This window comes from Streptomyces sp. NPDC043996 (assembly GCF_056435225.1).
The window spans coordinates 30,398-56,624 of sequence record NZ_JBWKEY010000001.1; the positions used below are offsets into that span (position 1 = coordinate 30,398).

26 protein-coding genes, 1 tRNA gene and 1 CRISPR repeat array are annotated in these 26,227 nt (G+C 71.0%); of the genes, 9 read left to right on the top strand and 18 right to left on the bottom strand.

The features are described 5' to 3' along the window. Window positions 1–18: 18 nt before the first annotated feature. The 15 genes from AC07A4_RS00150 to AC07A4_RS00220 form a co-directional block, all read right to left on the bottom strand. Entirely contained in the window at window positions 19–1,293 is a 1,275-nt protein-coding gene (locus tag AC07A4_RS00150) for a serine hydroxymethyltransferase (protein WP_478590810.1), read from the bottom strand. Window positions 1,294–1,531: 238 nt separating this feature from the next. Next, complete coding sequence (locus AC07A4_RS00155) at window positions 1,532–2,227, bottom strand: arsenate reductase/protein-tyrosine-phosphatase family protein (RefSeq protein ID WP_478590813.1); 696 nt, start codon at window positions 2,225–2,227, stop codon at window positions 1,532–1,534. Continuing rightward, window positions 2,224–2,871 carry an L-threonylcarbamoyladenylate synthase gene (locus tag AC07A4_RS00160; RefSeq protein WP_478590815.1) on the bottom strand — a complete coding sequence of 216 codons (648 nt, stop codon included), beginning with the start codon at window positions 2,869–2,871 and terminating at the stop codon, window positions 2,224–2,226. The genes AC07A4_RS00155 and AC07A4_RS00160 overlap by 4 nt, the downstream gene beginning before the upstream one ends. Window positions 2,872–2,930: 59 nt before the next feature. Next, a complete protein-coding gene (gene prmC, locus AC07A4_RS00165; protein ID WP_478590817.1) occupies window positions 2,931–3,776 on the bottom strand; it encodes a peptide chain release factor N(5)-glutamine methyltransferase in 846 nt (281 codons plus the stop codon). Between the two features lie 40 nt (window positions 3,777–3,816). Beyond that, window positions 3,817–4,893 carry a peptide chain release factor 1 gene (prfA, locus tag AC07A4_RS00170; protein ID WP_478590820.1) on the bottom strand — a complete coding sequence of 359 codons (1,077 nt, stop codon included), beginning with the start codon at window positions 4,891–4,893 and terminating at the stop codon, window positions 3,817–3,819. Window positions 4,894–5,000: 107 nt separating this feature from the next. Beyond that, the gene (gene rpmE, locus AC07A4_RS00175; protein ID WP_478455841.1) at window positions 5,001–5,225 is read right to left on the bottom strand and encodes a 50S ribosomal protein L31; all 225 of its coding nucleotides are present in this window, start codon (window positions 5,223–5,225) and stop codon (window positions 5,001–5,003) included. Between the two features lie 148 nt (window positions 5,226–5,373). Further along, window positions 5,374–6,498, bottom strand: a complete 1,125-nt coding sequence (locus tag AC07A4_RS00180) for an LCP family protein (RefSeq protein ID WP_478590824.1) — start codon at window positions 6,496–6,498, stop codon at window positions 5,374–5,376. A 333-nt stretch (window positions 6,499–6,831) separates the two neighbouring features. Beyond that, window positions 6,832–8,904: a transcription termination factor Rho gene (gene rho / locus AC07A4_RS00185; protein WP_478590826.1), complete on the bottom strand. Its 2,073-nt coding sequence runs from the start codon at window positions 8,902–8,904 to the stop codon at window positions 6,832–6,834. A 394-nt stretch (window positions 8,905–9,298) separates the two neighbouring features. Beyond that, entirely contained in the window at window positions 9,299–10,216 is a 918-nt protein-coding gene (gene thrB / locus AC07A4_RS00190) for a homoserine kinase (protein ID WP_478590829.1), read from the bottom strand. 308 nt (window positions 10,217–10,524) lie between these two features. Continuing rightward, window positions 10,525–11,583 carry a threonine synthase gene (gene thrC, locus AC07A4_RS00195; RefSeq protein ID WP_478590832.1) on the bottom strand — a complete coding sequence of 353 codons (1,059 nt, stop codon included), beginning with the start codon at window positions 11,581–11,583 and terminating at the stop codon, window positions 10,525–10,527. A gap of 6 nt (window positions 11,584–11,589) precedes the next feature. Further along, window positions 11,590–12,879, bottom strand: a complete 1,290-nt coding sequence (locus AC07A4_RS00200; RefSeq protein ID WP_478592793.1) for a homoserine dehydrogenase — start codon at window positions 12,877–12,879, stop codon at window positions 11,590–11,592. 135 nt (window positions 12,880–13,014) lie between these two features. Continuing rightward, window positions 13,015–14,406: a diaminopimelate decarboxylase gene (gene lysA / locus AC07A4_RS00205; RefSeq protein WP_478590835.1), complete on the bottom strand. Its 1,392-nt coding sequence runs from the start codon at window positions 14,404–14,406 to the stop codon at window positions 13,015–13,017. Between the two features lie 22 nt (window positions 14,407–14,428). Next, complete coding sequence (gene nrtL / locus AC07A4_RS00210; RefSeq protein WP_478590838.1) at window positions 14,429–15,592, bottom strand: ArgS-related anticodon-binding protein NrtL; 1,164 nt, start codon at window positions 15,590–15,592, stop codon at window positions 14,429–14,431. A 317-nt stretch (window positions 15,593–15,909) separates the two neighbouring features. Then, entirely contained in the window at window positions 15,910–16,413 is a 504-nt protein-coding gene (locus tag AC07A4_RS00215; RefSeq protein WP_478590841.1) for a response regulator, read from the bottom strand. 61 nt (window positions 16,414–16,474) lie between these two features. After that, window positions 16,475–17,197: a TetR/AcrR family transcriptional regulator C-terminal domain-containing protein gene (locus AC07A4_RS00220; protein WP_478590844.1), complete on the bottom strand. Its 723-nt coding sequence runs from the start codon at window positions 17,195–17,197 to the stop codon at window positions 16,475–16,477. 333 nt (window positions 17,198–17,530) lie between these two features. Between AC07A4_RS00220 and AC07A4_RS00225 the strand changes: the two genes are divergently transcribed. Next, entirely contained in the window at window positions 17,531–18,907 is a 1,377-nt protein-coding gene (locus AC07A4_RS00225) for an MFS transporter (RefSeq protein WP_478592795.1), read from the top strand. A gap of 81 nt (window positions 18,908–18,988) precedes the next feature. Here the strand turns inward: AC07A4_RS00225 and AC07A4_RS00230 are convergent. Beyond that, a tRNA-Ser gene (locus AC07A4_RS00230) sits at window positions 18,989–19,059 on the bottom strand. 217 nt (window positions 19,060–19,276) lie between these two features. Continuing rightward, window positions 19,277–19,732: direct repeats of the CRISPR family, unit length 29 nt; unit sequence GTGGTCCCCGCACACGCGGGGGTGGTCCC. Between the two features lie 436 nt (window positions 19,733–20,168). Here AC07A4_RS00230 and AC07A4_RS00235 point away from each other — a divergent pair. After that, complete coding sequence (locus AC07A4_RS00235) at window positions 20,169–20,615, top strand: GntR family transcriptional regulator (RefSeq protein WP_478590846.1); 447 nt, start codon at window positions 20,169–20,171, stop codon at window positions 20,613–20,615. Between the two features lie 11 nt (window positions 20,616–20,626). Beyond that, complete coding sequence (locus AC07A4_RS00240; protein WP_478590849.1) at window positions 20,627–21,196, top strand: HD domain-containing protein; 570 nt, start codon at window positions 20,627–20,629, stop codon at window positions 21,194–21,196. On the opposite strand, the gene AC07A4_RS00245 is transcribed toward AC07A4_RS00240, so the two are convergent. Both AC07A4_RS00245 and AC07A4_RS00250 read right to left on the bottom strand, forming a co-directional pair. Beyond that, window positions 21,184–21,657, bottom strand: coding sequence for an NUDIX domain-containing protein (locus AC07A4_RS00245; protein ID WP_478590851.1), 474 nt, complete (start codon window positions 21,655–21,657; stop codon window positions 21,184–21,186). The genes AC07A4_RS00240 and AC07A4_RS00245 overlap by 13 nt on opposite strands. After that, the gene (locus tag AC07A4_RS00250) at window positions 21,654–22,424 is read right to left on the bottom strand and encodes a helix-turn-helix domain-containing protein (RefSeq protein WP_478590853.1); all 771 of its coding nucleotides are present in this window, start codon (window positions 22,422–22,424) and stop codon (window positions 21,654–21,656) included. Before AC07A4_RS00250 ends, AC07A4_RS00245 begins: the two co-directional genes overlap by 4 nt. Before the next feature lie 800 nt (window positions 22,425–23,224). Between AC07A4_RS00250 and AC07A4_RS00255 the strand changes: the two genes are divergently transcribed. From AC07A4_RS00255 to traA, 6 genes are read left to right on the top strand one after another with little or no spacing between them, the layout of a single operon-like run. Then, window positions 23,225–23,536, top strand: coding sequence for a hypothetical protein (locus AC07A4_RS00255; protein WP_478590855.1), 312 nt, complete (start codon window positions 23,225–23,227; stop codon window positions 23,534–23,536). Further along, the gene (locus tag AC07A4_RS00260; RefSeq protein WP_478590857.1) at window positions 23,533–23,862 is read left to right on the top strand and encodes a hypothetical protein; all 330 of its coding nucleotides are present in this window, start codon (window positions 23,533–23,535) and stop codon (window positions 23,860–23,862) included. Before AC07A4_RS00255 ends, AC07A4_RS00260 begins: the two co-directional genes overlap by 4 nt. After that, window positions 23,859–24,752: a DUF2637 domain-containing protein gene (locus tag AC07A4_RS00265; protein WP_478590859.1), complete on the top strand. Its 894-nt coding sequence runs from the start codon at window positions 23,859–23,861 to the stop codon at window positions 24,750–24,752. The genes AC07A4_RS00260 and AC07A4_RS00265 overlap by 4 nt, the downstream gene beginning before the upstream one ends. A gap of 12 nt (window positions 24,753–24,764) precedes the next feature. Then, window positions 24,765–25,160, top strand: a complete 396-nt coding sequence (locus AC07A4_RS00270) for an RRQRL motif-containing zinc-binding protein (RefSeq protein ID WP_478590861.1) — start codon at window positions 24,765–24,767, stop codon at window positions 25,158–25,160. A gap of 13 nt (window positions 25,161–25,173) precedes the next feature. Beyond that, window positions 25,174–25,692, top strand: a complete 519-nt coding sequence (locus tag AC07A4_RS00275; RefSeq protein WP_478590863.1) for a hypothetical protein — start codon at window positions 25,174–25,176, stop codon at window positions 25,690–25,692. Continuing rightward, window positions 25,692–26,210, top strand: coding sequence for a plasmid transfer protein TraA (gene traA / locus AC07A4_RS00280; protein WP_478590866.1), 519 nt, complete (start codon window positions 25,692–25,694; stop codon window positions 26,208–26,210). The genes AC07A4_RS00275 and traA overlap by 1 nt, the downstream gene beginning before the upstream one ends. Window positions 26,211–26,227 lie beyond the last annotated feature (17 nt).

Sequence of the window (26,227 nt, forward strand, 5' to 3'; positions counted from 1 at the left end):
GATCGTTGCACAACTCCGCTACAGCGGGGTGGCCTCGCCGCTCCCCGGGCCCGGGTACGGCGGGAACCGGCCCGTGAGATCCCGCACCGCCTCCCTGACGTGGTCCTCCTCCCGGACGGCGGCGGCGAACAGCGCGGCGACCCGTGCCATCTCACCCTCGCGCATGCCCTGCGAGGTGACGGCGGCCGTGCCCAGGCGCAGCCCCCGGCCGTCCGCGTGCGGAAGGGCGCAGGTGTCGAGCACGAGCCCGGCGGCGGCGAGCCGCCCGCGGGCGACGTGCGCCGCGACGCCGTGCGGGGCGGGGTCGGCGAGCACGAGGTGCGTGTCCGTGCCGCCGGTGCTGACGGCGAACCCCTCGTCGGCCAGGGCCCTCGCCAACACGCGCGCGTTGGCGACGACTTGATGGGCGTACGCGGTGAACGCGGGCGTCGCCGCCTCGCCGAACGCCACCGCCTTGGCCGCGATCGTGTGCATCTGGGCGCCGCCCTGGGTGAACGGGAACACCGCCCGGTCGATGCGCTCGGCCAGCTCGTCGCCGCACATGATCAGGCCACCGCGCGGGCCCCGCAGCACCTTGTGCGTGGTCGCGCACACCACGTCGGCGTACGGCACCGGGCTGGGCGCGGCGCCGCCCGCGACGAGCCCGATGGGGTGGGCGGCGTCGGCGATCAGATGGGCGCCCACGTCGTCGGCGACGGCGCGGAAGGCCGCGTAGTCGATGTGGCGGGGGTAGGCGATGGAGCCACACACGATCGCCTTGGGACGATGCGTTTCGGCCAGCTCGCGGACCTGTTCGTAGTCGATGAGGCCGCTCTCCGGGTCGAGCCCGTAGCCGATGAACTCGAACCAGCGCCCCGAGAAGTTCGCGGGCGAACCGTGCGTGAGATGTCCTCCGTACGGGAGCCCCATCGCGAGCACCTTGTCCCCCGGGCGCAGCAGCGCGGCGTACGCGGCGAGCACGGCCGACGAGCCCGAGTGCGGCTGCACGTTGGCGTGCGCCGCGCCGAACAGCGCCTTCGCGCGGTCCACGGCGAGCCGCTCCGCCACGTCCACGAGCTCGCAGCCGCCGTGGTGGCGGGCGCCCGGGTAGCCCTCGGCGTACTTGTTCGCCAGCGGGGAGCCCAGGGCCGTCAGGACGGCCTCGGAGGTGAAGTTCTCGGCGGCGATCAGCTGGAGCGAGGTCGACTGCCGGGCCGTCTCGCCGAGCAGCACGTCGGCCAGCTCGGGGTCCTGGCGGCGCAGCGCCCCGTACGCCGCCGGCGCGGCGGGGCGCCTCGCGCTGGCCGTCGTCATCTCTCCAATGTAGGCGGGCCCGTACGGATGCGCGCGGCGATGCCCTCGCGGGTGCGCCCCAGACCCGCCCCTTCCCGATCCGGGGGCTGCCGCCCCCGGGCCCCCGCTTTTCGGCGCTTCGCGCCTCGTCCTCAAACGCCGGACGGGCTGGATTTCCAGCCCCTCCGGCGTTTGAGGAGCGGGGTCTGGGGCGGAGCCCCAGTTCGGGAAGGGGCGGGTCTGGGGCGCACCGCGAGGGCTAGGTTCGGACGCCCGTGAGGGCCGTCACCACCGGGTCGAGTGCCTGCTGGATCTCGCCGCCGACCGAGCGGAAGAAGGGGAGGGGCGCGCCGTAGGGGTCGTAGACCTCGTCGGCCTCCACGCTGGGGGCGAGGAGCCAGCCGCGCAGGGCGGCGGCGGCCCGCACCAGGGCGCGGGCCCGCTCGACCACCCCGTCGTCCCCTTCGGGGTCGGGCAGCGTCGCGGGGTCTATGGCCCGCACGAGGCGGGTGAACTCCTTCAGGGTGAAGGTCCGCAGCCCGGCCGAGTGCCCCATCGAGATGACCTGCGCCCGGTGGTCGCGCGTCGCGGTGAGGACCAGGTCGGCCCGGATGACGTGGTCGTCGAGGAGCTCGCGCCCCACGAAGCCGGAGGCGTCCGCGCCGAAGTCGGCGAGGACGGTCTCGGCGTGCGTCTCCATGGGCGCGCCCTCATGGCCCCAGGTGCCCGCGCTCTCCACGACGAGCCCGCCGGCGGCGGGGGCGCCGAGCCGCGCGGCCAGGGCGTGCCGCGTGAGCCGCTCGGTGATCGGCGAGCGGCACACGTTGCCGGTGCTGACGTGGAGGATGCGGAAGACGCCGGGGGACGCGGGGCGACCGGCGGCCGTGTCGCCCCCGAAGGACCCGGCCGGGTCCGGGAAGCCCGCTATGCCACGCCCCGTCTCGGGGGCTGTCAATTGGCCACCTCGAGGTCGGGTACGACCTTGCGCAGCTCGTCCGCGTCGAGGGCGCCCGCGCGAAGCAGCACGGGGACCTTGCCGGTCACGTCCACGATCGAGGACGGCACGATGCCGGGCGTCGGGCCGCCGTCCAGGTAGACGGAGATGGAGTCGCCGAGCATGTCCTGCGCCGCGTCGCAGTCCTCCGGCGCGGGGTGCCCGGTGAGGTTCGCCGAGGACACCGCCATCGGGCCGACGTCGGTCAGGAGCTCGATCGCGACCGGGTGCAGCGGCATGCGGATGGCGACGGTGCCCCGGGTGTCCCCGAGGTCCCACTGGAGCGACGGCTGCTGCCGGGCGACCAGGGTGAGGGCGCCGGGCCAGAAGGCGTCCACGAGCTCCCAGGCGGACTCGGAGAAGTCCGTGACGAGGCCGTGGAGGGTGTTCGGGGAGCCGATGAGGACGGGCGTCGGCATGCTGCGGCCGCGCCCCTTGGCGTCGAGCAGGTCGGCGACGGCCTCCGGGCTGAAGGCGTCCGCGCCCACGCCGTACACGGTGTCCGTGGGCAGCACGACCAGCTCGCCACGGCGGACGGCGGACGCGGCCTCGCGCAGACCGGTCGCACGGTCGGTCGCGTCGTTGGTGTCGTATCGCCGTGCCATCTAGCGGGCCTCCTCGTACACGTGCTGCACGTACTTCGTCTTCTGCGTCGCGGCCGTGGTCACGGCAGCGCCTTGCGGGCGGTCGCGAACCGCGGCCGGTTGTTCAGGTCGGGGTGGTCGGCGGCGTCCGCCCAGCCCCGCTCCTCGGTGAAGATCCACGGCACCTGACCGCCCTGGGTGTCGGCGTGCTCCACGACGACGACTCCGCCCGGCCGCAGCAGCCGGTGCGCGGTGCGCTCGATGCCGCGGATCAGGTCGAGGCCGTCCTCGCCGGAGAACAGGGCGAGTTCGGGATCGTAGTCCCGGGCCTCCGGCGCAACGTACTCCCACTCCGTGAGCGGGATGTACGGGGGGTTGGAGATGACCAGGTCGACCTGGCCTTCGAGCTCCGGCAGGGCCGTGCGCGCGTCACCCGCGTGCAGGGTGACCCTGGACCCCTCGACGTTCTTGCGCGTCCACTTCAGGGCGTCCTCGGACAGCTCCACGGCGTGCACGCGCGAGCGCGGCACCTCCTGGGCGAGGGCGAGGGCGATGGCGCCGCTGCCGGTGCACAGGTCGACGATGAGCGGCTCGACCACGTCCATGGCGCGCACCGCGTCTATGGCCCAGCCGACCACGGACTCGGTCTCGGGGCGCGGTACGAACACGCCGGGGCCGACCTGGAGCTCCAGGTAGCGGAAGAACGCGCGCCCGGTGATGTGCTGGAGCGGCTCGCGGGCCTCGCGGCGCGCGATCGTCTCCCAGTAGCGGGCGTCGAAGTCCGCGTCCTTGACGGAGTGCAGCTCGCCCCGTTTCACGCCGTGCACGAAGGCGGCGAGCTCCTCGGCGTCATTGCGCGGCGAGGGCACGCCGGCGTCGGCCAGCCGCTGAGTGGCCTGGGCCACTTCCGCGAGCAGCAGGTTCACGCTGGTCCTCCGGGGCTTGAACGGTGGTTACGGGGCGGGCTCAGGCGGCGGCGAGCTTCGCGGCGGAGTCCGCGTCGACACAGGCCTGGATGACCGCGTCGAGGTCACCGTCGAGCACCTGGTCCAAGTTGTACGCCTTGAAGCCCACGCGGTGGTCGGAGATGCGGTTTTCCGGGAAGTTGTACGTGCGGATCTTCTCGGAGCGGTCGACGGTGCGGACCTGGCTGCGGCGGGCGTCCGCGGCCTCCTTCTCCGCTTCCTCCTGCGCCGCCGCGAGCAGCCTGGAGCGCAGGATACGCATCGCCTGCTCCTTGTTCTGCAGCTGGCTCTTCTCGTTCTGGCAGGAGGCGACCACTCCGGTGGGCAGGTGGGTGATGCGCACGGCGGAGTCGGTGGTGTTGACGGACTGGCCGCCGGGGCCCGAGGAGCGGTAGACGTCGATGCGCAGGTCGTTCGCGTGGATCTCGACGTCGACCTCCTCGGCCTCGGGCGTGACGAGCACACCGGCCGCGGAGGTGTGGATGCGGCCCTGGGACTCCGTCGACGGCACGCGCTGCACGCGGTGCACACCGCCCTCGTACTTCAGGCGTGCCCACACGCCCTGCCCGGGCTCGGTGGCGCCCTGGCCGCCCTTGGTCTTCACGGCGACCTGGACGTCCTTGTAGCCGCCCAGCTCGGACTCGGTGGCGTCGATGATCTCGGTCTTCCAGCCGACGCGCTCGGCGTACCGCAGGTACATGCGGAGCAGGTCGCCGGCGAACAGCGCCGACTCGTCGCCGCCCGCGCCCGCCTTGACCTCGAGGATGACGTCCTTGTCGTCGCTGGGGTCGCGCGGCACGAGCAGCAGGCGCAGCTTCTCGGTGACCACCTCGCGCTGCTCGGTCAGCTCCTTGACCTCGGCGGCGAAGTCGGGGTCGTCGGCCGCGAGCTCACGGGCGGTGTCGATGTCGTCACCGAGCTGCTTCCAGGTCCGGTACGTGGCGACGATCGGGGTCAGCTCGGCGTAGCGCTTGTTGAGCTTGCGCGCGTTCGCCTGGTCGGCGTGGACCGAAGGGTCAGCGAGCTTGTGCTCAAGACCGGCGTGCTCGCCGATCAGTTCCTCGACCGCCTCGAACATCTCGGGCTCCTGGTTTCTCTACGTGGCTGCTTCTGTGACAGACGGCAAACGCCGGTCCCGGCCACCCCCGCGGACGAGGGCGGCCGGAGACCGGCGCAGGTGGCTCGCTACTTCTTGGCGGAGCCGGCAGCCTTGCCGAAGCGGGCCTCGAAGCGGGCCACACGGCCACCGGTGTCGAGGATCTTCTGCTTGCCCGTGTAGAACGGGTGGCACTCGGAGCAGACCTCAGCGCGGATGGCACCGGCGGAGATCGTGCTGCGGGTGGTGAACGACGCGCCACAGGTGCAGCTGACCTGCGTCTCGACGTACTCGGGGTGGATGTCGCGCTTCAAGGTGTCTCCTAGTTTCGGGAGGGCGCCGGGTCGCAATCGCGGGATGCGGGTGCGTGAACCGGGGCCGACGTACCAGTTTGCCAGGACCGGCCGCATCTGCCCAAACCGGGGTGGGCCCGGAAGTATTCCCCGGGCCGCCCGCAGGGGCTTATTCGCTGGTCACGACCTTGCCCGCAGCGCCCTTGTCGCCCGCGGACTTGTCGGTGGCCGACTTCGGGATGGGCCGGTCCTCGCGGAGGGCGTCCCAGACCTGTCGGCCGGCCTCCTCCAGGGGCAGGACGCGGTTCCGGTCGGCCGGGTCGTACTGGATGGGCAGCGTGACCATCTTCATGTCCTTGGACCCGATGCCCTTGAGGCCGTTGGCGAAGCCCGCCAGGTCCTTGACCGTGTCCAGGTCGGAGTCGGTGGTGATGGCGCTGGTCGCGGAGTCCGCGAGGTCGTAGAGCTTCTTCCAGTTGTCAAAGAGGTTGATGTCCTTGACCTGGTTCATCAGGGCCTTGATGAAGGCCTGCTGGAGCTGGATGCGGCCGAGGTCGCTGCCGTCGCCGACGCCGTGCCGGGTGCGGACGAGGCCCAGGGCCTGCTCGCCGTTGAGTTTGTGGTCACCGGCCGGGAGGTCGAGGTGGCTGTCCTTGTCCTTGATCGGCTGCTTGGTGGTGATCTCCACGCCGCCGAGGGTGTCGATGAGCTTCTTGAAGCCCGTGAAGTCGACCTCGACGTAGTGGTCCATGCGGATGCCGGACATCTGCTCGACGGTCTTCACCGCGCAGGCGGGTCCTCCGACCTCGTACGCCGTGTTGAACATCTGGCGCTGGCCGCCCGGGTCGACCTTGCCGTCGCCGTCCTTGACGGCGCACTCGGGCCGGGTGATGAGCGTGTCGCGGGGGATGGAGACCACGCTGGCCTTCTTGTGGCCCTTGTAGACGTGGACGATCATCGCGGTGTCGGAGCGGGCCGCGCCCTCGTCCTTGCCGTACTTGGCGTTCTTGCCGGAGCGCGAGTCGGAGCCGAGGACGAGGATGTCCTGCGAGCCGTTGTCGATGTCCTTGGGGCGGTTCGTGCCGAGCGCGGCGTTGATGTCGACGCCCTTGATGTTGCCGTTGAGCTTGAAGTAGACGTAACCGAGGCCGGTGCCGCCGAGGACGATCACGCCCGCCGCGGTCCACGCGGATATGACGAACGCTTTCTTGCGCGTGCTGGTGGGCTTGCGCCGCCGCCCGCGCTTGCCGCGGTGCTTCGGCTTCGCGCCTCCCGGCGTGCTCTCGTCCGTCATGTGCTCCTCAGTCCTCGTCCGTTTGGCTACCCCCTGCTTTCAGGGTCAGGCGTGGCTTTTCGTCACTTGTCAGACGTAGAAACCGCAAGAAGGGTTGCATAGCACCCTGTGTGCGCCCCGAGGTCCGGCGCTTACGCAGCGTTCGTAGCATCTAGTCCTTTTGGCCCCCCACCTGGGCTTTCATTAACGGCGGCGCTACCGCCCGTGACCGTGAGAATCTCTTATGTGTGTGGCCAAGGTCTCTTGGCCGGAAATCCACGCGCGAGGGCCGGCCCCGTCCGAGACGGGGCCGGCCCTCGCGCGTGCGGCGCCTGGCTGGGGCGCCGGTGCCGGTCAGTCGTTGCCGTTGCCCGGCGCCGGTGTCGTCTTCTGGATCTGGAGCAGGAATTCGGCGTTCGACTTCGTCTGCTTCATCTTGTCCAGGAGCAGCTCGATGGCCTGCTGCTGGTCGAGCGCGTGCAGCACCCGGCGCAGCTTCCAGACGATGGCGAGCTCGTCGCTGCCGAGCAGGATCTCTTCCTTGCGGGTGCTGGACGCGTCCACGTCCACCGCCGGGAAGATGCGCTTGTCGGAGAGCTTCCGGTCGAGCTTGAGCTCCATGTTGCCGGTGCCCTTGAACTCCTCGAAGATCACCTCGTCCATGCGCGAGCCGGTCTCGACGAGCGCGGTGGCCAGGATGGTCAGGGAGCCGCCGTCCTCGATGTTGCGGGCGGCGCCGAAGAAGCGCTTCGGCGGGTACAGCGCGGTCGAGTCGACACCACCGGACAGGATGCGCCCGGAGGCCGGGGCCGCGAGGTTGTACGCACGGCCCAGACGCGTGATGGAGTCGAGCAGCACGACCACGTCGTGGCCCAGCTCCACCAGGCGCTTGGCACGCTCGATGGCGAGCTCGGCGACCGTGGTGTGGTCCTCGGCCGGGCGGTCGAAGGTCGAGGAGATGACCTCGCCCTTGACCGACCGCTGCATGTCGGTGACCTCTTCCGGACGCTCGTCGACCAGGACGACCATCAGGTGGCACTCGGGGCTGTTGTGCGTGATCGCGTTGGCGATCGCCTGCATGATCATGGTCTTGCCGGTCTTCGGCGGGGCCACGATCAGGCCGCGCTGGCCCTTGCCGATGGGCGAGACGAGGTCGATGATGCGGGTCGTCAGGACGCCCGGGTCGGTCTCCAGGCGGAGCCGGTCCTGCGGGTAAAGGGGCGTCAGCTTGTTGAACTCCGGCCGCCCGCGGCCGTGTTCGGGCGCCATGCCGTTGACGGAGTCCAGGCGCACCAGGGCGTTGAACTTCTCGCGGCGCTCGCCGTCCTTGGGCTGGCGGACCGCGCCCGTGACGTGATCGCCCTTGCGCAGGCCGTTCTTGCGGACCTGGGCGAGCGAGACGTACACGTCGTTCGGACCGGGGAGGTAGCCCGACGTACGGATGAACGCGTAGTTGTCGAGGATGTCCAGGATGCCCGCGACGGGGATCAGGACGTCGTCGTCGGACACCTGCGGCTCGCCCGCGAAGTCGTCGCGGCCACGACGGCCACGGCGGTCGCGGTAGCGCCCGCGGCGGCCGCGGCGGCCGCTGCCGTCGTCGTCGAAGTCGTCCTGCGGGCCGTTGTCGCGCTGCTGGCGGTCCTGCCGGTCCTGGCGGTCCTGACGGCCGCCCTGCTCCTTGCGGTTGCCGCCGCCCTGCTGGTCGTCGCCCTTGTTGCCGCGGCGGTCGCGGTCACGGCCGCCGTCGCGGTCCCGGTCACGGTCGCGGTCCCCGCGGTCGCGGCCACGGCTCTGGCGGTCGCGGCGGCCCTGGCGGCCCTCGACGCCGTCGCCGGAGTCGCCCTTGTCGCCCCGGTCGGAACGGTCGGACTTCGCCTCGGACTGCTCGGCCTTGGCCTCGGCCTTCGGCTGCTCGCTCTGGCTCTTGGCCTCGGCGGTCACGGTCTCGGGGCTGCCGGCCTCGGCGGTGACACGGCGGCGGCCGCGGCTGGGCTTGTCGTCGCTCGCGCCCTGGCCGGGGATGTCGATCTGCTGCTGGGCCGGGGCCTTCGGCTGCTCGGCCGAGGCCTCGTCGGCCTTGGCGGCGGCCTTCTCGGCGGCCTCGCCGGTGCGCGCCTTGGAGGTGGCGCGGCGCTTGGGCTTGGCGGGCGCCTCCGCGGCGTCGGCGCCGTTGGCGGACTTGGCGGGGGCGCCGCCGGCGGCCTGCGCCTCCTTGATGACCTCGATCAGCTGGCTCTTGCGCATCCGCGCGGTGCCCTTGATTCCGAGGCCCGATGCGACCTGCTGCAGTTCCGCCAGCACCATGCCCTCGAGGCCGGTGCCGCGGCGCCGCCGGGACCCGGCCGAAGCACCGGTGGCAGGCGCCGCAGAGGCGTCCGTGGCGGGCGTGTCGGCAGTCACGCCCATCAGATCGGTGGTGTCGCTCACGAAGGGTCCTTCCCTGGAGCGGACGTCGGCCTTCTGGCTCGGCGACCGGTTGTGCTGTCCGGCGGTCCCTGGTGTGTGGACCATGCCGGGGCGGTGGTCCGCCAACGCGGCGGAAGAGTTCACAGATGTGGCGTTTCCCGATGCCGGGCCACTGAGGTGCGGTGGTCACTCGGCTCGGTCACGCCGGTTCCGGAGCGTGCTCGGCACTGCTCAGTGCGGGGCACAGAGCAGGTTGGGAGGCTCCCGGAAGGATGGATGTCCCGGACGGGGACACAAAGCACCTCGCCATGGTGAGGTCGGGTGCAGACTTGAGGTTAACACTACCGGATCCAACAAACATTCCCCCTCTCCAAATCCGGACACCGTGCGGGCCGCCGTGGCTGCCCTCCCTGCGTCAAGGCGCGAGCGGCAGCACGCTCGCACCCGCGGCGTCGAGCTCCAGGCGGTTCGCCGCCCAGCCCTCCCCCGCCAGGCGTGCGACCTTGTCGGCCGCACTGTCGTCGACCAGCGCCAGGACCGTGGGTCCGGCGCCGGAGATCACCGCGGGCACGCCGTCGGCGCGCAGGCTCTCCACCAGGGCGGCGCTCTCCGGCATGGCCGGGGCGCGGTACTCCTGGTGCAGGCGGTCCTCGGTGGCGGGAAGCAGCAGCTCGGGGCGCCTGGTCAGGGCCTCGACGAGCAGGGCCGCCCGGCCCGCGTTGGCGGCCGCGTCCACGTGCGGGACGGTGCGCGGAAGCAGTCCGCGGGCGGTCTCGGTGAGCACGGGCTTTCCGGGGACGAAAACCACCGGAACGATGGAATCGACGGGGTCCATCCTGATGGCGCGGGCCACGGAGCCGTCCATCCAGGACGCCGTGAAGCCGCCGAGCAGGCAGGCCGCGACGTTGTCGGGGTGGCCCTCGACCTCGGTGGCGAGATCGAGCAGCGCGGCGTCGTCCAGCTTGGTCTCGCCGCCTATGGTCACCGCACGCGCGGCGACGATGCCGGCGCAGATGGCGGCCGACGAGGAGCCGAGGCCGCGGCCGTGCGGGATGCGGTTGGCGCAGACGACCTCCAGGCCGCGCGGCTGTCCGCCGAGCAGGTCGAAGGCGGTGCGCAGGGAGCGTACGAGCAGATGCGACTCGTCGCGCGGGAGGGTGTCGCCGCCCTCCCCCGCGATGTCGACGTGCAGGCCGGAGTCGGCGACGCGGACGACCACGTCGTCGTAGAGCCCCAGCGACAGGCCGAGGGCGTCGAAGCCCGGGCCGAGGTTGGCGCTGGTGGCGGGGACGCGCACCCTGACGGCGGCGGCGCGGAACGCGGGACCGGCCATCGCTCGTTGACTCTCCTTGAGCTCTGATTGTGGAGGACTCGCCGCCCCGACCGGCCTCGGCCGATGACGGACGGCAGCACCCGAAGGCCGCTTCGGCGAACGGCACCGCGGCATATGCGGCGGGGGTTCGCTACAGCCTATCGAAGGAAGGTTCTGTGGCGACATAGGGCGCACAGGAGGCGCACGATGCGTGTCGCGAGCCCCCTGTGCACCCCCTGTACGGAGTGGGGCGGTTTGTCCGGCGCGACGCGGGTGCGCCGGACCGTGCCCGCGGTCCTGGCCCGGCCGCCGTGGCCGGGCCGCGGGCGTTACGCCAGGCCCAGCCGCTCGGCCGCCGTGGCCGCGTCGACCGGGACCGTGACCGGCTGCGGGGCGCCCGCGACCGCCCAGTCCGGGTCCTTCAGGCCGTTGCCGGTGACCGTGCAGACGATGCGCTGGCCCTGGTCGACCTTGCCCTGCTCGGCGGCCTTCAGCAGACCGGCGACGGACGCGGCGGAGGCGGGCTCGACGAAGACGCCCTCCTGGGACGCCAACAGCTTGTAGGCGCGCAGGATCTCACGGTCCGTCACCTCGTCGATGAAGCCGCCCGACTCGTCCCGCGCGGCGAGCGCGTGCTGCCACGAGGCGGGGTTGCCGATGCGAATCGCGGTGGCGATCGTCGAGGGGTCCTTGACGATCTCGCCGCGCACGATGGGCGCGGAACCGGAAGCCTGGAAGCCCCACATGCGCGGCGTACGCGTCGACACCTTGTCGGCGGCGTACTCCTTGTAGCCCTTCCAGTAGGCCGTGATGTTGCCCGCGTTGCCGACCGGCAGGACGTGGATGTCCGGGGCGTCGCCGAGCGCGTCCACGATCTCGAAGGAGGCGGTCTTCTGGCCCTCGATACGGAACGGGTTGACCGAGTTGACCAGGGCCACCGGGTAGTTCTCGGACAGGCCGCGGGCGAGATTCAGACAGTCGTCGAAGTTGCCGTCCACCTGGAGGATCTTCGAGCCGTAGACGAGCGCCTGGCCCATCTTGCCGAGCGCGATCTTGCCCTGGGGCACCAGGACCGCGCAGACCATCCCGGCCCGTACGGCGTAGGCGGCCGCCGAGGCGGAGGTGTTGCCGGTGGAGGCGCAGATGACGGCCTTGGCGCCGTCCTCCTTGGCCTTGGTGATCGCCATGGTCATGCCGCGGTCCTTGAAGGACCCCGTCGGGTTGGCGCCCTCGACCTTCAGGTGGACCTCGCAGCCGGTGCGCTCGGAGAGCACCTGTGCGGGCACGAGCGGCGTGCCGCCCTCGCGGAGCGTCACGACGGGCGTGGTGGCGGAGACGGGCAGCCGGTCCCGGTACTCCTCGATGATGCCGCGCCACTGGTGGGTCATTGCTGCTTACTCCCCTTCAACCCGCATGATGCTGGCGACACCACGCGCGGTGTCGAGATTGCGCAGCGCCTCGACGGTGCCGCTGAGGGCGGCGTCGGGCGCGCGGTGGGTGACGACGACGAGGGAGGCCTCGCCGTCCTTGACCGTCTGGCGGACGGTGTCGATGGACACGCCGTGCTCGGCGAAGACCGTCGCGACCTGGGCGAGCACGCCGGGCTTGTCCGCCACGTCGAGGTTGATGTGGTACCGCGTGACGACCTCGCCCATGGAGCTCACGGGCAGCTGGGTGTAGGCGGAGTCGCCCGGTCCGGTGGCCTCGCCGAGCTTGTTGCGGCACACGGCGACCAGGTCGCCGAGGACGGCGGACGCGGTGGGCGCGCCGCCCGCGCCGGGGCCGTAGAACATCAGCTGTCCGGCGGCCTCGGCCTCCACGAAGACGGCGTTGTACGCCTCGCGGACGCTGGCCAGGGGGTGGCTGAGCGGAATCATCGCCGGGTGCACGCGAGCGGTGACGGAGCCGCCGTCGGCGGCCCGCTCGCAGATCGCGAGCAGCTTGATGGTGCAGCCCATGCGCTTCGCGGACGCGAAGTCGGCGGCGGTGACCTCGGTCATGCCCTCGCGGTAGACGTCGTCGAGGCGCACCCGGGTGTGGAAGGCGATGCCCGCGAGGATCGCGGCCTTGGCGGCGGCGTCGAAGCCCTCGACGTCGGCGGTGGGGTCGGCCTCCGCGTAGCCGAGCGCGGTGGCCTCGTCCAGGGCTTCCTGGTAGCCCGCGCCCGTGGTGTCCATCTTGTCGAGGATGAAGTTGGTCGTGCCGTTCACGATGCCGAGGACGCGGTTGACCTTGTCTCCGGCGAGCGACTCACGCAGCGGCCTGATCAGCGGGATCGCGCCCGCGACGGCCGCCTCGTAATAAAGATCACGGCCGTGCTGGACGGCGCTGGCGTGCAGCGCCTCGCCGTCCTGGGCGATGAGCGCCTTGTTGGCGGAGACGACGGACGCCCCGTGCTCGAAGGCGGTGGTGATGAGGGTGCGGGCGGGCTCGATGCCGCCGATGACCTCGACGACGACGTCGATGTCCCCGCGTTTGACGAGCGCGGTGGCGTCCGTCGTGACGAGCGCCGGGTCGATGCCCTCGCGCACCTTGGAGGGGCGCCGGACGGCGACCCCGGCGAGCTCGACCGGGGCGCCGATCCTGGCTGTGAGGTCGTCGGCGTGCGTCGTCATGATGCGCGCCACCTCTGAGCCGACAACCCCACAGCCCAGCAGCGCCACCTTCAGCGGACGCGTACGCATCATCCGACCTCGTTTCCTTCTCCAACTACGGTGGGTCCAGTCTCACCCACCGGAACGGTGTTTCTGACCAAAGTCCGAATCGTGAGACATCAATTTCACGAATCAGTGGTTCCGGCGCGCTGCCGGACGCGGGGGTCACCCCAGGTCGAGCCGGAGCAGATCCTCTTCCGTCTCACGTCGCACGATGACACGTCCCGCCCCGTCGTTCACGGCGACGACCGGCGGGCGCAGCGCGTGGTTGTAGTTGCTCGCCATGGAGCGGCAGTAGGCGCCGGTGGCGGGCACGGCGATCAGGTCGCCGGGCGCGAGGTCGGCGGGCAGGAACGCGTCCCGTACGACGATGTCGCCGCTCTCGCAGTGCTTGCCGACGACGCGGACGAGCATCGGCTCGGCGGTGGAGGACCGCGACACGAGCGCCACGCTGTACTCGGCGTCGTAGAGCGCGGTGCGGATGTTGTCGGACATGCCGCCGTCCACGGAGACGTAGGTGCGCAGCCCGTCGAGGGGCTTGATGGTGCCGACCTCGTACAGCGTGAAGGCGGTGGGGCCGACGATGGCGCGGCCCGGTTCGACGGAGATGCGGGGGGTGCGCAGCCCGGCGGCGGCGCACTCCTTGGTCACGATCTCGTGCAGCGCGGTGGCGATCTCGTGGGGTTCGCGCGGGTCGTCGTCGGAGGTGTAGGCGATGCCGAGGCCGCCGCCGAGGTCGATCTCGGGCAGTTCGGTGCCGTGCTCGTCGCGGATCTGGGCGAGCAGCGAGACGACGCGGCGGGCGGCGACCTCGAATCCGGCCATGTCGAAGATCTGCGATCCGATGTGGCTGTGGATGCCGATGACGTCGAGCCCGTCGAGCTTCAGTGCCCGTCGTACGGCTTCGGCGGCCTGGCCGCCCGCGAGGGGGATGCCGAACTTCTGGTCCTCGTGGGCGGTGGCGATGAACTCGTGGGTGTGGGCCTCGACGCCGACGGTGACCCGGATCTGGACGCGCTGGCGCGTGCCGAGGGTGTCGGCGATGTGCGCGACGCGGACGATCTCCTGGAAGGAGTCGAGGACGATGCGGCCGACGCCCGCGCGGACGGCCCGCTCGATCTCGTCGACGCTCTTGTTGTTGCCGTGGAAGGCGATGCGGTCGGCGGGCATGCCCGCGGCGAGGGCGGTGGCCAGTTCGACGCCGGAGCAGACGTCGAGGTTGAGGCCCTCCTCGTGCAGCCAGCGCACGACGGCCCGGGACAGGAAGGCCTTTCCGGCGTAGAAGACGTCGGCGTCGGGGCCGAAGGCGTCGCGCCAGGCCTGGCAGCGGGCGCGGAAGTCGGCCTCGTCGAGGAAGTAGGCGGGCGTGCCGAACTCCTCGGCGAGCCTGGCGACCTCGACGCCGCCGACGCTGACGGTGCCGTCGGCGGCGCGGGTGACGGTCTTCGACCAGACCTTGGGGTCGAGGGCGTTGAGGTCGGCGGGCGGCGGGGAGTAGTGCCCCTCGGGCAGGACGTCTCCGTGCCGGGGTCCTGCGGGGTGGGCGGAACGGCTCATGGCTTCTTCGACTCTTCTCGTCTCACAGGTACGCGGGCGCGCTGATGCCGAGCAGGGACAGGCCGCCGGCGAGCACCGTTCCGGCGGCTTCGGCGAGCGCGAGCCGGGCGCGGTGGGCGGCCGAGGGTTTCTCGTCACCGAGCGGCAGCACGGTGTGCGCCCGCGCGAGGAAGGCGTCAGCGGTACGGACGAGGTGCCGGGCGAGCCGGTCGGGCGCGCGGTGGCGGGCGGCGGCGGCGAGGACGGCGGGGTAGTCGCCGAGGGCGCCGAGCAGGGGGTGTCCGTGCGCTTCGGCTGCTTCGGCCGCTTCGGCTGCTGTGGCTGCTGTGACTGCTCTTACTGCTTGGGCCGCTGTAGCCGCTCTGACTGCTTGGGCTGCTTGGGCTGAGGGGGTGTCGCGCGCGTCGGCCGTGTCTCCGGGGGCGGAGGTGAATCCCAGGTCGGCGGCGTTGCGGGTGAGGGCCCGGGTGCGGGCGTGGGCGTAGCGGACGCGGAAGAGGGGGTTGGTCTCGCGCTGGGCGAGGTGGGTGTCGCCGGTGTCGGCGTGGTCGTGGGCGGCGGGGTGCAGCAGGGCCCAGCGGGCGGCATCGCGGCCGAGGCGCAGGGGGTCGGGGTGGGTGGGCGCGGGGACGGGCCGGGGTCCCGTCAGGGCCACGGGCGGCGTTCCGTGGCCGTCGATCCGCACGCCGAGCACCTCCGCCCACGCGGGATCGGGGGCGTCTGCGCAGGTGACGCGGGTGAGGGCGCCCTGGGAGCGCAGGATGCGGCGGGTGCTGTCGGCGATGACGACGGCGCGGATCTCGTGCGGTACGTGCAGTTGGACGCGTTGTCCGGTGTCCTGCTCGATGTGTCCGTACCGCTCGCCTCGGGCGAGGATCTCGCGGACGAGGCCTGCGGTCGGGTCTCCGGCGAGGGTGATGCCGAGGAAGCCGGGCCCGGTGACGTCGGCGCGGGCGATGCCGGGCTCGGCGGCGAGCCGGGCGGCGAGGATCTCGGCGACGCGGCGCGGGGTCTTTCCCGCTTCGGCGGCGATCCGCAGGGCGAGGTTGCTGGCGTAGTCCCCGTGTCCGCCGGGCCGGGGCCGCTCCACCGGCGCCCGCTCGGGCACGGCCACGGCAAGCTCCCCACCGTCCACGGCGGCGCCCAGGGCGCGCAGGACGGTACGGGAGAGCTCTGCGGGGGTCACGGGACAAGGGTAGGGGAGGCGGGGGCGGGGCGGGGGGTGAGGGGGCGGTGAGGGGTGGGTGGGGCCGCTGGTGGCGGGGCTTGTGGGCGGGGCGGTGAGGGGTGGGTGGGGCCGCTGGTGGCGGGGCTTGTGGGCGGGGCGGGGGCGGGTGGGCGGACCCGCTGGTGGCGCGGCTGGGGGGGCGGGCCGTGCGGCCTCGCTGGTCACGGGTGCCGCGTGTTCCCTCCCGTTCATGGGTGCCCGGCGTGCTCCCTCCCGTTCACGGGTGCCCGGCGTGCTCCCTCCCGTTCACGGGTGCCCCGCGTGTTCCGCCCCGTTCACGGGTGTCCCGCGTGCTCCGCCCCGCCGCCGGAGCAGCCCGTTCCGAGCGGGCCGCCCTCGCGTCCGTCACGCCGCTCCATCAACTGCCGTACGACGCTGACCAGTTCGGCGGGCTCGAAGGGCTTGGCCAGGAACGCGTCGACGCCGACCTCCAGGCCCGCCTCCACCTCGTACTGCGTGCAGGCGCTGACGACGACGAGCGGGAGGTCGCGCGTGCGCGGGTCGGAGCGGAGCCGGGCGGCGGTGCGCAGGCCGTCCAGGCGGGGCATCACGACGTCCAGGGTGACGACGTCGGGGCACACCTGGTGCACGACGTCCAGGCACTCGGCACCGTCGGCCGCGGTCACGACCTCGAAGCCCTCCAGCTCGAGATTGACCCTGATCAGTTGCCGGATGACCTTGTTGTCGTCGACAACAAGCACACGGCCGGGCACGCCTGGCACAACTCGAGAGTAGGTCGACACCCGCCGTCGCGTCCGGGTTTTGCCTACTTCCGCCACTTGCGAGGGAGTCCCGGGGGGATCGGCGAAGGGCGCCCCAGCGGGCCACCAGGCGACCCGCTCAGCGTCCCGCCCGCGCCTCGATTCCGTCCAGCAGGAACGCGAGCCCGGCCGCGAAGGTGGTGTCCCAGTCGTCGTCGGAGATGTACTGGTGCGCGGCGACCGTCGGGTACCGCTCGCGCCGCTCCTGGAGGTACTCCCTGCCCATCCGGGCCTCTTCGGCGGTGAACCGCAGGCTGGACTGCGCGGCGGTGGCGCCCATCACGTGGTTGTAGAGCGCCCAGGTCGCGGCGTTGAGCTGGGCCCCGGTGAGTCCGGCGCGTACCAGCGCGGACTGCAGGAACTCCATCCAGGCAAGGAAGTTGGGCCCCATCAGGGGCCGCTGCCGCGCGGGCACGGTGGCCGCCCAGGGGTGGCGCAGCATGGCCTGCCGCCAGCCGTCGACCAGGGTGGTGATGTCCCGCCGGGCGTCGTCGCCGTGCCGCTCGGGGACGGGCGTCTCGCCGAAGATCGCATCGACGGCGAGGTCGACGACGTCGGCCTTCGTCTTCACGTGCCAGTACAGCGTGGTGGCGCCGGCCTGGAGCCGTTCGGCCAGGCGGCGCATCGTCAGGCGCTCCATGCCCTCCTCGTCCAGGAGGTCGACGGCCGCCTGGACGATGCGCTCGCGCGTGAGCGGCGGCTCGCCCTTCTCCCGCTTCTCCCGCGCGGGGCGCAGCCAGACGTTGCCGACCGCCTCGCCGGGCCCGCCGGTCGCGCGTTCCTTGCCTGCGATGACGTCCACCTCCAGGTCACGTAGTCGCGGTCGAGTCTGACACGGCCGAACCTCGCCTCCGACGACGGACCGGGGCCCCGGGGCGTAGTAGAGTCCCGCCCCACTAGACCAACGTTCGAGGCTCTAGACCAACGTTCTAGAGCCTCGTCGACACACGACCGAAAGGGACGGACGGAAGTGGCTGGACCAAACGCGAAGCACACGCAACCGACACCGGAGCCCACCCCCGAGCCCACCCCTGAGCCCACCCCCGAACCCACACCGGAACCGACACGAGCGCTGTCGCCAAAGGACGCGCGGCGGCGCTGGTGGGTGCTGCCCGTGGTGAGCTTGGCGCAGCTGATGGTCGTACTGGACGCGACGATCGTGAACATCGCGCTCCCCTCCGCCCAGCGGGACTTGGGGATGGCGGACACCGACCGGCACTGGGTGATCACGGCGTACGCGCTCGCCTTAGGCGGCCTGCTGCTGCTGGGCGGACGGGTGTGCGGCGCGCTCGGCCACCGGCGGGCCTTTGTCTGGGGCCTCACCGGCTTCGCGCTGGCCTCGGCGCTCGGGGGCGCGGCGGGCGGCGCGGGCACGCTGTTCGCGGCTCGCGCGGCGCAGGGCGTCTGCGCCGCGCTGCTGGCACCGGCGGCGCTGTCCCTGCTGATCCTGACGTTCACCGAGGCGCGCGAGCGGGGCCGGGCGTTCGGGGTGTTCGCCGGGGTCGGGGCGGGCGGCGCGGCCCTCGGAGTGGTGGCGGGCGGCCTGCTGACCGAGTACGCCGACTGGCGCTGGTGCCTCTACATCAACGTTCCGATGGCCGCGCTCGCCCTGGTCGGCGCCCCCGTGATCCCGCGCGACCGCCCGAGCGGCGACCTGCGCGGCCTCGACGTGCCCGGGGTGCTGCTCAGCGCCACCGGTCTGGTCGCCCTGGTCTACGGCTTCACGCGGGCGGAGCCGTACGGCTGGGGTGACCCGAGGGTGCTCGCCCTGCTCGCGGGCGGCGCGCTGCTCCTCGCCCTGTTCGTCGCGGTGGAGGCCAGGTCGCCGCGGCCTTTGCTGCCGCTGCGCGTCCTGGTGCACGGCGAGCGGGGCACCGCGTTCGTGTCCGTGTGCGTCATGTTCGTCGCGATGTTCGGCTTCTACCTCTTCGTCAGCTACTACACGCAGACGATCCTCGGCTATTCGCCGGTCAAGGCGGGGATGACACTGCTTGTGAACGCCGTCAGCACGACGGTCGGCGCGATGCTGCTGGCGGGGTGGCTGCGGCGCCGGACGACTCCGCGCCTCCTGGTGGCGGGCAGCCTCCTCGCCTCCGCCGCCGGGATGGCGATCCTGGCCCGGCTAGAGGTGGACAGCACCCATGTCTTCCTGGCGTACCTCACCCCGTCCATGGTCCTGACCGGCGTCGGCCTCGGCTGTCTGCTCGCGGTGGCCACGAACATGGCGACGGCGGGCCTGGCCCCGGCCGAGGCCGGGGTGGCGTCGGCGGCGTACAACACGGTGCAGCAGGTCGGCGCCGCGTTCGGCACGGCCCTGCTCAACTCAATCGCGACCAGCGTGACGACGTCGTACCTCAAGGACCACGGCGGGCGCCCGGACGCCCTCAACACCGCGACGGTGCACGGCTACACGGTGGCACTGTGGGTGGCCTGCGGCGTCCTGCTGTGCGGCGCACTGACCGCGGCCCTCCTGGCCAGGAACTCCACCACCGATCCCCAGCCCGCCCCGTAGCCCCCTCGCCCCCCACACACACGAAGACCCCGACCTCAGCGCTACCGCTGATGACGGGGTCTTTGGGCACCTCATACAGGGTGCCCCCGGCAGGATTCGAACCTGCGCACACGGCTCCGGAGGCCGTACGAATAAGCCGGGGCGACGGGGCCCTGACCTGCGGCCGAACCAGCCACCGCTTCGGCGCCCGGGGGATTCACGCACTGCTCACGCACTTTGAGGCCTGCGAGCGGGCCTGGGGGCCTGCAGCGAGGTGGACCCATAGGATCCCTCGTAGCGAGCCAGCGACCACACAAGGGGGAAATGTCCGATTCCCTGAAGGTGAGTAAAATCCGGGGACGGCTCGGCTATCGTGCCTGGTCAGCTCCTGTGGTCCCCGCACACGCGGGGGTGGTCCCCCGACCGGTACACCGTGATCGACACCGCGGGAGTGGTCCCCGCACACGCGGGGGTGGTCCCTGGAGCAGGCCGATGAGGTGTTCGCCATCGGCGTGGTCCCCGCACACGCGGGGGTGGTCCCGCGGCCCCGCCGTCCCGCGTGGAGCCAGCCAGGTGGTCCCCGCACACGCGGGGGTGGTCCCATCACCGCACTCGCCGGTAAACCACCATCCGGGTGGTCCCCGCACACGCGGGGGTGGTCCCTGGACCATCGTCTTACCGATGTCCAGGTCAAAGTGGTCCCCGCACGCGCGGGGGTGGTCCCGGGCGACGCCCGATTTCGGATCGCTACGCGGCGTGGTCCCCGCGCACGCGGGGGTGGTCCCTCGCTCTACCGCCGGGATGAGGAGACCGGCCGGTGGTCCCCGCATGCGCGGGGGTGGTCCCTCGTCGAGCTCCGCTTGCAAGAGCGCGGCCGTGTGGTCCCTGCACGCTCGGGGTGGTCCCCAGGACGGTCAGCGTCGTCAGATACATAAGCTGTGGTCCCCGTACGCGGGGGTGACCCCAGGCTGAGTGTCGGGCCGTTGTTCTGGGAGGTGTGGTCCCCGCACGCGCGGGGGTGGTCCCCTGTGGCGGGTTCTGCACCCCTCCAGCTCTCTGTGGTCCCCGCGCATGCGGGGGTGGTCTCCCCATTCAACCCTAGGGTTGAATGGGGAGTCAGTGGCCCCCGCGCGCGTGGGGACCGTCCCGTCAAGGTCCGCTGGTACGACGCAGCCAACACGTGGTCCCCGCGCGTGCGGGGGTGGTCCCCTAAGGGATTCTTCTCGCTTGCTGCGCGACGGTTAGGCCCAAGGCGCGACGATGCGACCGAAGGGAGACCGAAGTGCCGGAGGCTAGTCCGCGTGGAACCTATCTGGTCATTTCGGATGCTCTTCGGAAGCGGATCGGCGCGGAGGGAACCGGCGAAGCGCTCCCCTCTGAGGCCGCCTTGATGCGTGAGCACGGGGTCTCTCGCAACACGGTTCGGCGCGCTCTCAAGGTGCTAGAGGCCGACGGCATTGTGGAGTCGGCTCCGGGTGTGGGCTGGCACATCGTCCAGGGCGGTGATCGCCGCTCCCTTACAGAGCGTATGTCTGACCTGATCGCGGAAGACTCGTTGGCGGTCGGCGATAGCTACCCGTCTGAAGCGAGGCTGTGTGAGCGCTTCGGCGTCTCCCGCACGGCGGTGCGTCGCGTCCTGGCTCAGATGGAAGGGAACGGCTTGCTCAACACTGCTCACGGCAAGGGGCGTACGGTGCGCGTTCTCCCGCCAGTGAGGGTCCAGTCGTAGCCTTGGCGGCCATGGGACTTACTGAGTGGGCGTACTCGCTCTCCGAAACGGTACTCTCCAATCCTCTGCCCCGGCGATGGGCACACTCTCTGGGCGTGGCAGAGCGCGCCCGCGCTCTAAGCCCGGTTCTAGGCGCCGACGCGGAGCTTCTGGAAGCCGCCGCAATCCTCCATGACATCGGGTACGCCCCGACCATTGCGGTCACTGGCTTCCACCCCCTGGACGGTGCACGTTTCCTTCGGGACATGGAGAAGGCTGACCGCCGGGTCGTGTCGCTCGTGGCGCACCATTCATGCGCGCTCCTGGAGGCCGAGGAACGCGGTCTGAGGCAGGAGCTTGAGAGCGAGTTCGAGTTGGAGCGGCGAGAACTCGTCGACGCACTGATCTACTGCGACATGACGACGACGCCTGACGGCACGCAGACTACGCCGGCCGAACGGCTCGACGAGATTGAGCACAGGTACGGCCCGGATACGGTCGTCTGGCGGTTCATCCAACGTGCGGCGCCAGAGATCCACGCAGCCACGCGGCGGGTTCAGATTCGGTTGGCGCAGGTCTCCGCTGGCGATCAGCCGATGTAAGGCTCCCCCCGGGCTTCGTCGAGACCATGTCGGATGCGCAGCATCATCGACGGATGGATTTCCAACTCTGCAAGGTCCGCTGGGTCGACCCAACGGACCGCTTTCGACTCGCTGCTTGTCCGAAGTGACCCACCGACGGCGCGGGCCTGGAAGCAGATGGAGAACTGCTGTCGGACCTCTCCGTCGGAGTACGCCATCACATGCGCAGGATCGGTGTAGAGGCCGATGACGCCATCCACTTGCACTTCAATGCCTGTTTCCTCCAGCACCTCGCGGACGACGGTGTCACCGATGCGCTCACCGATGTCGTGGCCACCTCCAGGTAGCGCCCACAAGTCGTTGTCTGTCTTGTGGATGAGTAGTAGGTGTCCCACGTCATCCCGGACGACGGCAGTGACCGAGGGCACTACCGAATTGGCCTCAGGCGCGTTCGGGTCTCGGAAGTAGTCGGTGCGGCTCAACGGCTCGTGCCTTCCCAATCGGCAGGTGAAGCGATCGGCCGGGCAGACGCCCAGGTCTTCTCCAGGCTGTCAGCGTAGGCGTCGAACAGCTCGCCGCCCGGTACGCGATGCAGGTGTAGCACGGGGGCCATATAGGCGCCGACACCGTAGAGGTGTCCATTCGCCAAAATCTCGTCGTCAGCTCGATAGATCGAGTTGTAGAGCGTGGTGCCGTGAAGGCGAAATTCGACTCCAGGAAGCCCGAAGAGCGGGCCGTAATTTACGAGAGCATTGCGAATCTTACTTGCCATCGCCGTACCGATCCCCTCGTCGTCGCCACGGACAGCCACGGCCTGTGACGTCGGCTCTCCGAGCATGAATCGGATTGGTATCCCGTCGGCCGACTTCTCCTTCACGATGCGATGGAAGGACGCGTCCTCAGTGAGCCAGAAGCCGGAGTAGACAAGCACATCGAATTGTCGCTTCACCTTGGAGTAGAGGTCAGTCCAAAGCGTGTGCTTCACGACAGACCGGTGGGGATAGAGTCTGACTAACTCCGCGTTGCCGGAGGCCGTGACTTCGGCGGAGGTTCGCTCGTCGGGCCACAGATACGACACCTCGCACTTCAGCAGGGATGCCGTCGCATACTGAAACCGCCGATAAGGCTTGCGCTCAGCCTCGTTGATCCAGCGCTCCACCGTTTTGGGCGCTACCCCGAGCCGCGCCGCGACCTCATCGAACGTCAGGCCGGACTTCACGATCGCGCCGCGCAGTCGCTCGTTCGCCACTCCAACCTCCGCCTCACCAGGACGACTTGGTACGACTTCACGCTAGCCAGGAACGACCCGAGTCGTACAGGCAGGCAGTCGCACGTCGTCCGCACTGGCGCGAGCCTTGGACGCATCGAGCGAGAGGGGCTCGCCGAACTCACTGAACCGAAGGGCTTGACGGGGCAAGCTTCCCTCTGCACGATGAGGAACACGTAATACATGTACTCCATGTTCCTGGTGCTTGATCCGTGCGCGTCACGCTCGGATGCGCGCCTCTCCATGCACACAGCAGGGCCCCGCCGAGCCCGCTTGCACGCGGTTCGAGCGGTACGGGAGACGTAGAAGTCCGTCGCCTTCCGGATCAATTCGGTGTCATCGGCTAAGCCGCTGGTCTGACCCTCGGGCGGAGACCCAGGGAACGGACCACGGGGAACCCGGTGATTGGGCTGCACCCGGTCCATGACATCCAGGGCGTATCCACTCAGCGAGTAGCGACTGAGTGGCGCGGTGACCGCGCGTCGTCGGGAGGCGAAGCCAGACGCGTTGGAAGCCGTGAGACGACAGTGGCGGGCTTTCCCGTCACTCGTCATGCGGGCAGGGAGGGAGCTCCAGCCGTACGGGCGCTCAGTCCGGATCATTCCGCCTCGGGTCACCGAGCGTACGGCGCCTACCGGGCCGACTCCCTGCCCGCTTGATGAGGACTTTCCAAGGTCCCACCCGCACCGCATCCGGTGCGGCCTTCTTCCACGGCGTGCGCCCCCGGAGCGGCTACTCCGGAGGCGCTTCGGGCCGTTCCACCCATCAAGGAGCTTCGACCCATGAGGTGCATCGTTGCTGGCCATGCGGCCGTTACCGCGAGGGAGTTCGCGGAGTTAGCGTTCGGTCTCGACCCGGAACTGTTCACCGGCCCGCCGGTTGAGTCCGTGAAGGAGCGCAGGGCGCGCCTGGATGTGGCGCGGGAGGTGCTGGCGGAGCTGCGGGAGGTGGCCCCGGAGGCGGCCGCGTACGCGGAGTTGCTGCTGCGTCCCAGCCCGCTGGAGAACGTACGAGCGGTTGGTCGTCGGCCGCGCCGGGCGCCGGTCCAGCGGGCCGTGCAGGGTGGCGCGGGGCGTTCGGCGGTGGCGGCGTGAGCCAGAATCTTGCGCTGGATGATCTGGCCGTGCCGCTGGGCGCGGTGCGGTTGCTGGCGGCGGACTTCGGGCATCTGGCGGCGCCGGATGTGCAGGTGTCGCCGATCTACCCGGAGCGAGTGCGGCTGGTCTTCCACGATGACCTGCCGGGCTTTGAAGCCTGGCGCGAGGCGCTGAAGATCGCCACGCATGACGTGGTCTACGGCGAGCAGGGTGGCGGCCGGACGCGCGTGCTGAAGGCGCACGGCACCTATGCGGGCGCCGAGGTGGAGTTGCTCGGCTTCGCCGAGATCTGCGTTCCGGCTGTGGTCGGGGGTGCGGCATGAGCACCTCGGCGGCCCGCGTCGAAGCCCCGTCGACGGGCGTCGCGCCGGTGTCGACGCCCGTCGTCGCTGAGGGTGCCATTACTGCGGTCGCGGCGGTGCTCACCGTTGTGCTGACCGTGGTGGCGTTCTGGCTGTCCTACGAGCATTTGCAGGAAGTCGCCGCCCGTCATGGGATGGCGCAGGCGGTGGCGCGCTCGTGGGCGTGGCCCGCGACGGTGGATCTGTTCATCGTGATCGGTGAGCTGCTGATCTTGCGGGCCTCACTCGCGCACAAGGTCGACTGGTGGGCGATCGGCCTGGTCACCGCCGGTGACGGCGCCTCGATCGCGCTGAATGTGGCCGGGGTCGGCCAGGACGCCAGCGTCCTGAACTACGTGGTGGCGGCGGTGCCGCCGGTGGCCGCGCTGCTGGCCTTCGGCGCGTTGATGCGCCAGGTCCACGCCTACCTCGCCCGCCGCGCGTCGACACCCGTCACCTCACCGCCGCCGGGCGTCAGCATCCCGTCGACGCCACTCGTGGTGCCCGTCGGCCCGCCGCCCACCGCCGCGCCTGTGGCGCCAGTCCTCGCGGTCGGCTCAGCACCGGAACTGTCCGCTTCCGCCTCGTGCATTGAGCCCGCGTCAGTGCCCGTCGCTGTGGAAGCGACGCCCGACGAGGCGCCGTCGACGGCCGTCGACCTGTGCTGGCCGGTGATCTATCCGAACCGGGTGGATCAGCTGGTGCGGTCCCTGTACGGCATGGATTTCACGCAGCCGAGCACGGCCCGCATGACGCAGGCCATGGGCGCGGTGGGGTTGGGGGCGTCGGAGTCGACGGCCCGCACGGCGCGCGGGCGGGTCAAGGCGCGTGAGCCGTACCTGGCCGACTTCCCCGCCGCGATCGCTGGGTAGGGGGCGGCTTCGGTGTCGTACGCGTACGGCAAGTGCTTCGATCCGACCGGTGCCCGCTACGGGCTTCCGACCTATCCCTACCGTCTCGCCCCGGCTGGTCTGGCCACCCGGCGTCAGCTGCGGGCCCGCGGTCTGCGGCCGGGTGGTCAGCCGATCGCCGCGCAGGTGATGCGTGTCAACCGCCGCGCGGGCGGCCCTCAGGTGGCCTACCTGTACCGCATCGAGCTGGCGAAGCCGGTGCGGCCGATGACGCCCGGCAAGTGGCGTGCGCTCGCGTTAGCGATGCTCGCCCGCCGTACCTGCCCGCGCTGCCGACGCGACGTCGGCTACTGCATCCCGCGCTCGTACGGGATGTGCGGGGTGTGCATCGCCGCCGAGGACCAGCGCACTGTCCGTCCCTGCCTGTGAGAGGAGTTCTGCTGTGTCCAGTCGTACCCGACCCCGGGCCCGCACCGTGAAGGTGCCGCCGGGGGCGACCACTGTTCGTATCCCGCGCCAGCGCGGGCGCCGTCAGCAGGCGTTCGTGGTCGTGGTGCCCGAACGCCCGTCCCTGGTCCACCAGGTGCTGCACTCTGTGGGGCGTCTGCTGTGGCGCCACCGTCTCGCGTGCCTGCCGACCGGTCTTGCGCTGCTGGCCCTGGTGGTGACCGCGATCTTGCACGTCGTCGCCTGGTGGTCCGGGCTCATCCTGGCGATCACGGCCCTGGTGCCGCTGGCGTGGCTGGCGTTCGTGCAGCGGCGCCGTCCGGTCCATGGTTCGGAGCTGGTCTGGCGTATCGCTCTGGTCGTACTCGCCGTGCTCGCGGGCGTGTGGTCGGGGCTGGCGGTGGTGTTCGGGCCGCTGGCCGGACCGCTGGAGATCGTCTGGCTGCTGGCCCTGATCGCTGCCCAGGTGTCGTGGCAGGTCCTGCGCCGTTCGATCGCTGAGGAGAGGGACTGATGGCCACTCCGACCCGCAACGGCGCCGCGGGCGTCAACAAGGGCAACAAGTTCGCCAACGCCGGGGCCGCCGCCGGGGGTTTCGTCGGCGCGATGGGCGGCTCCTTCATGCCGTCGGTCACCGTCAACGTGAACCGGCCCTCGCGCCGTGGCGGGGGCGGTGGGCAGTCGCTGTTGCCGCCGCCGGACTTCGGGTCGCCTGCGCAGGTGCGTTCGTACTGCAACACGTTGCGTGCGGCGGGCGTGATGATGGCGATGGAGGTCGCCATGGCGGCCGAGATCATGCAGAGCACGCTCGCGGCGGTGCCCGACCCCGAGGGCCGTCCGTTCGGCTCCCGGCTGCGCGCGGCGAAGGTGGCCCGGAAGCTGCGCAAGTCCGCTGAGGCGCTGAAGGACGCGGCGAAGAACGCTGCCGCTTGCTACTCCGTGTTCCAGCAGGAGTACCAGGAAGAGATCAACCGCGTCCGGCACCGGGCACGTAAGCCCACGGCGCCGCGCATGAACTGGGACCAGCAGTGAGGCGGCGCGCGATGAGC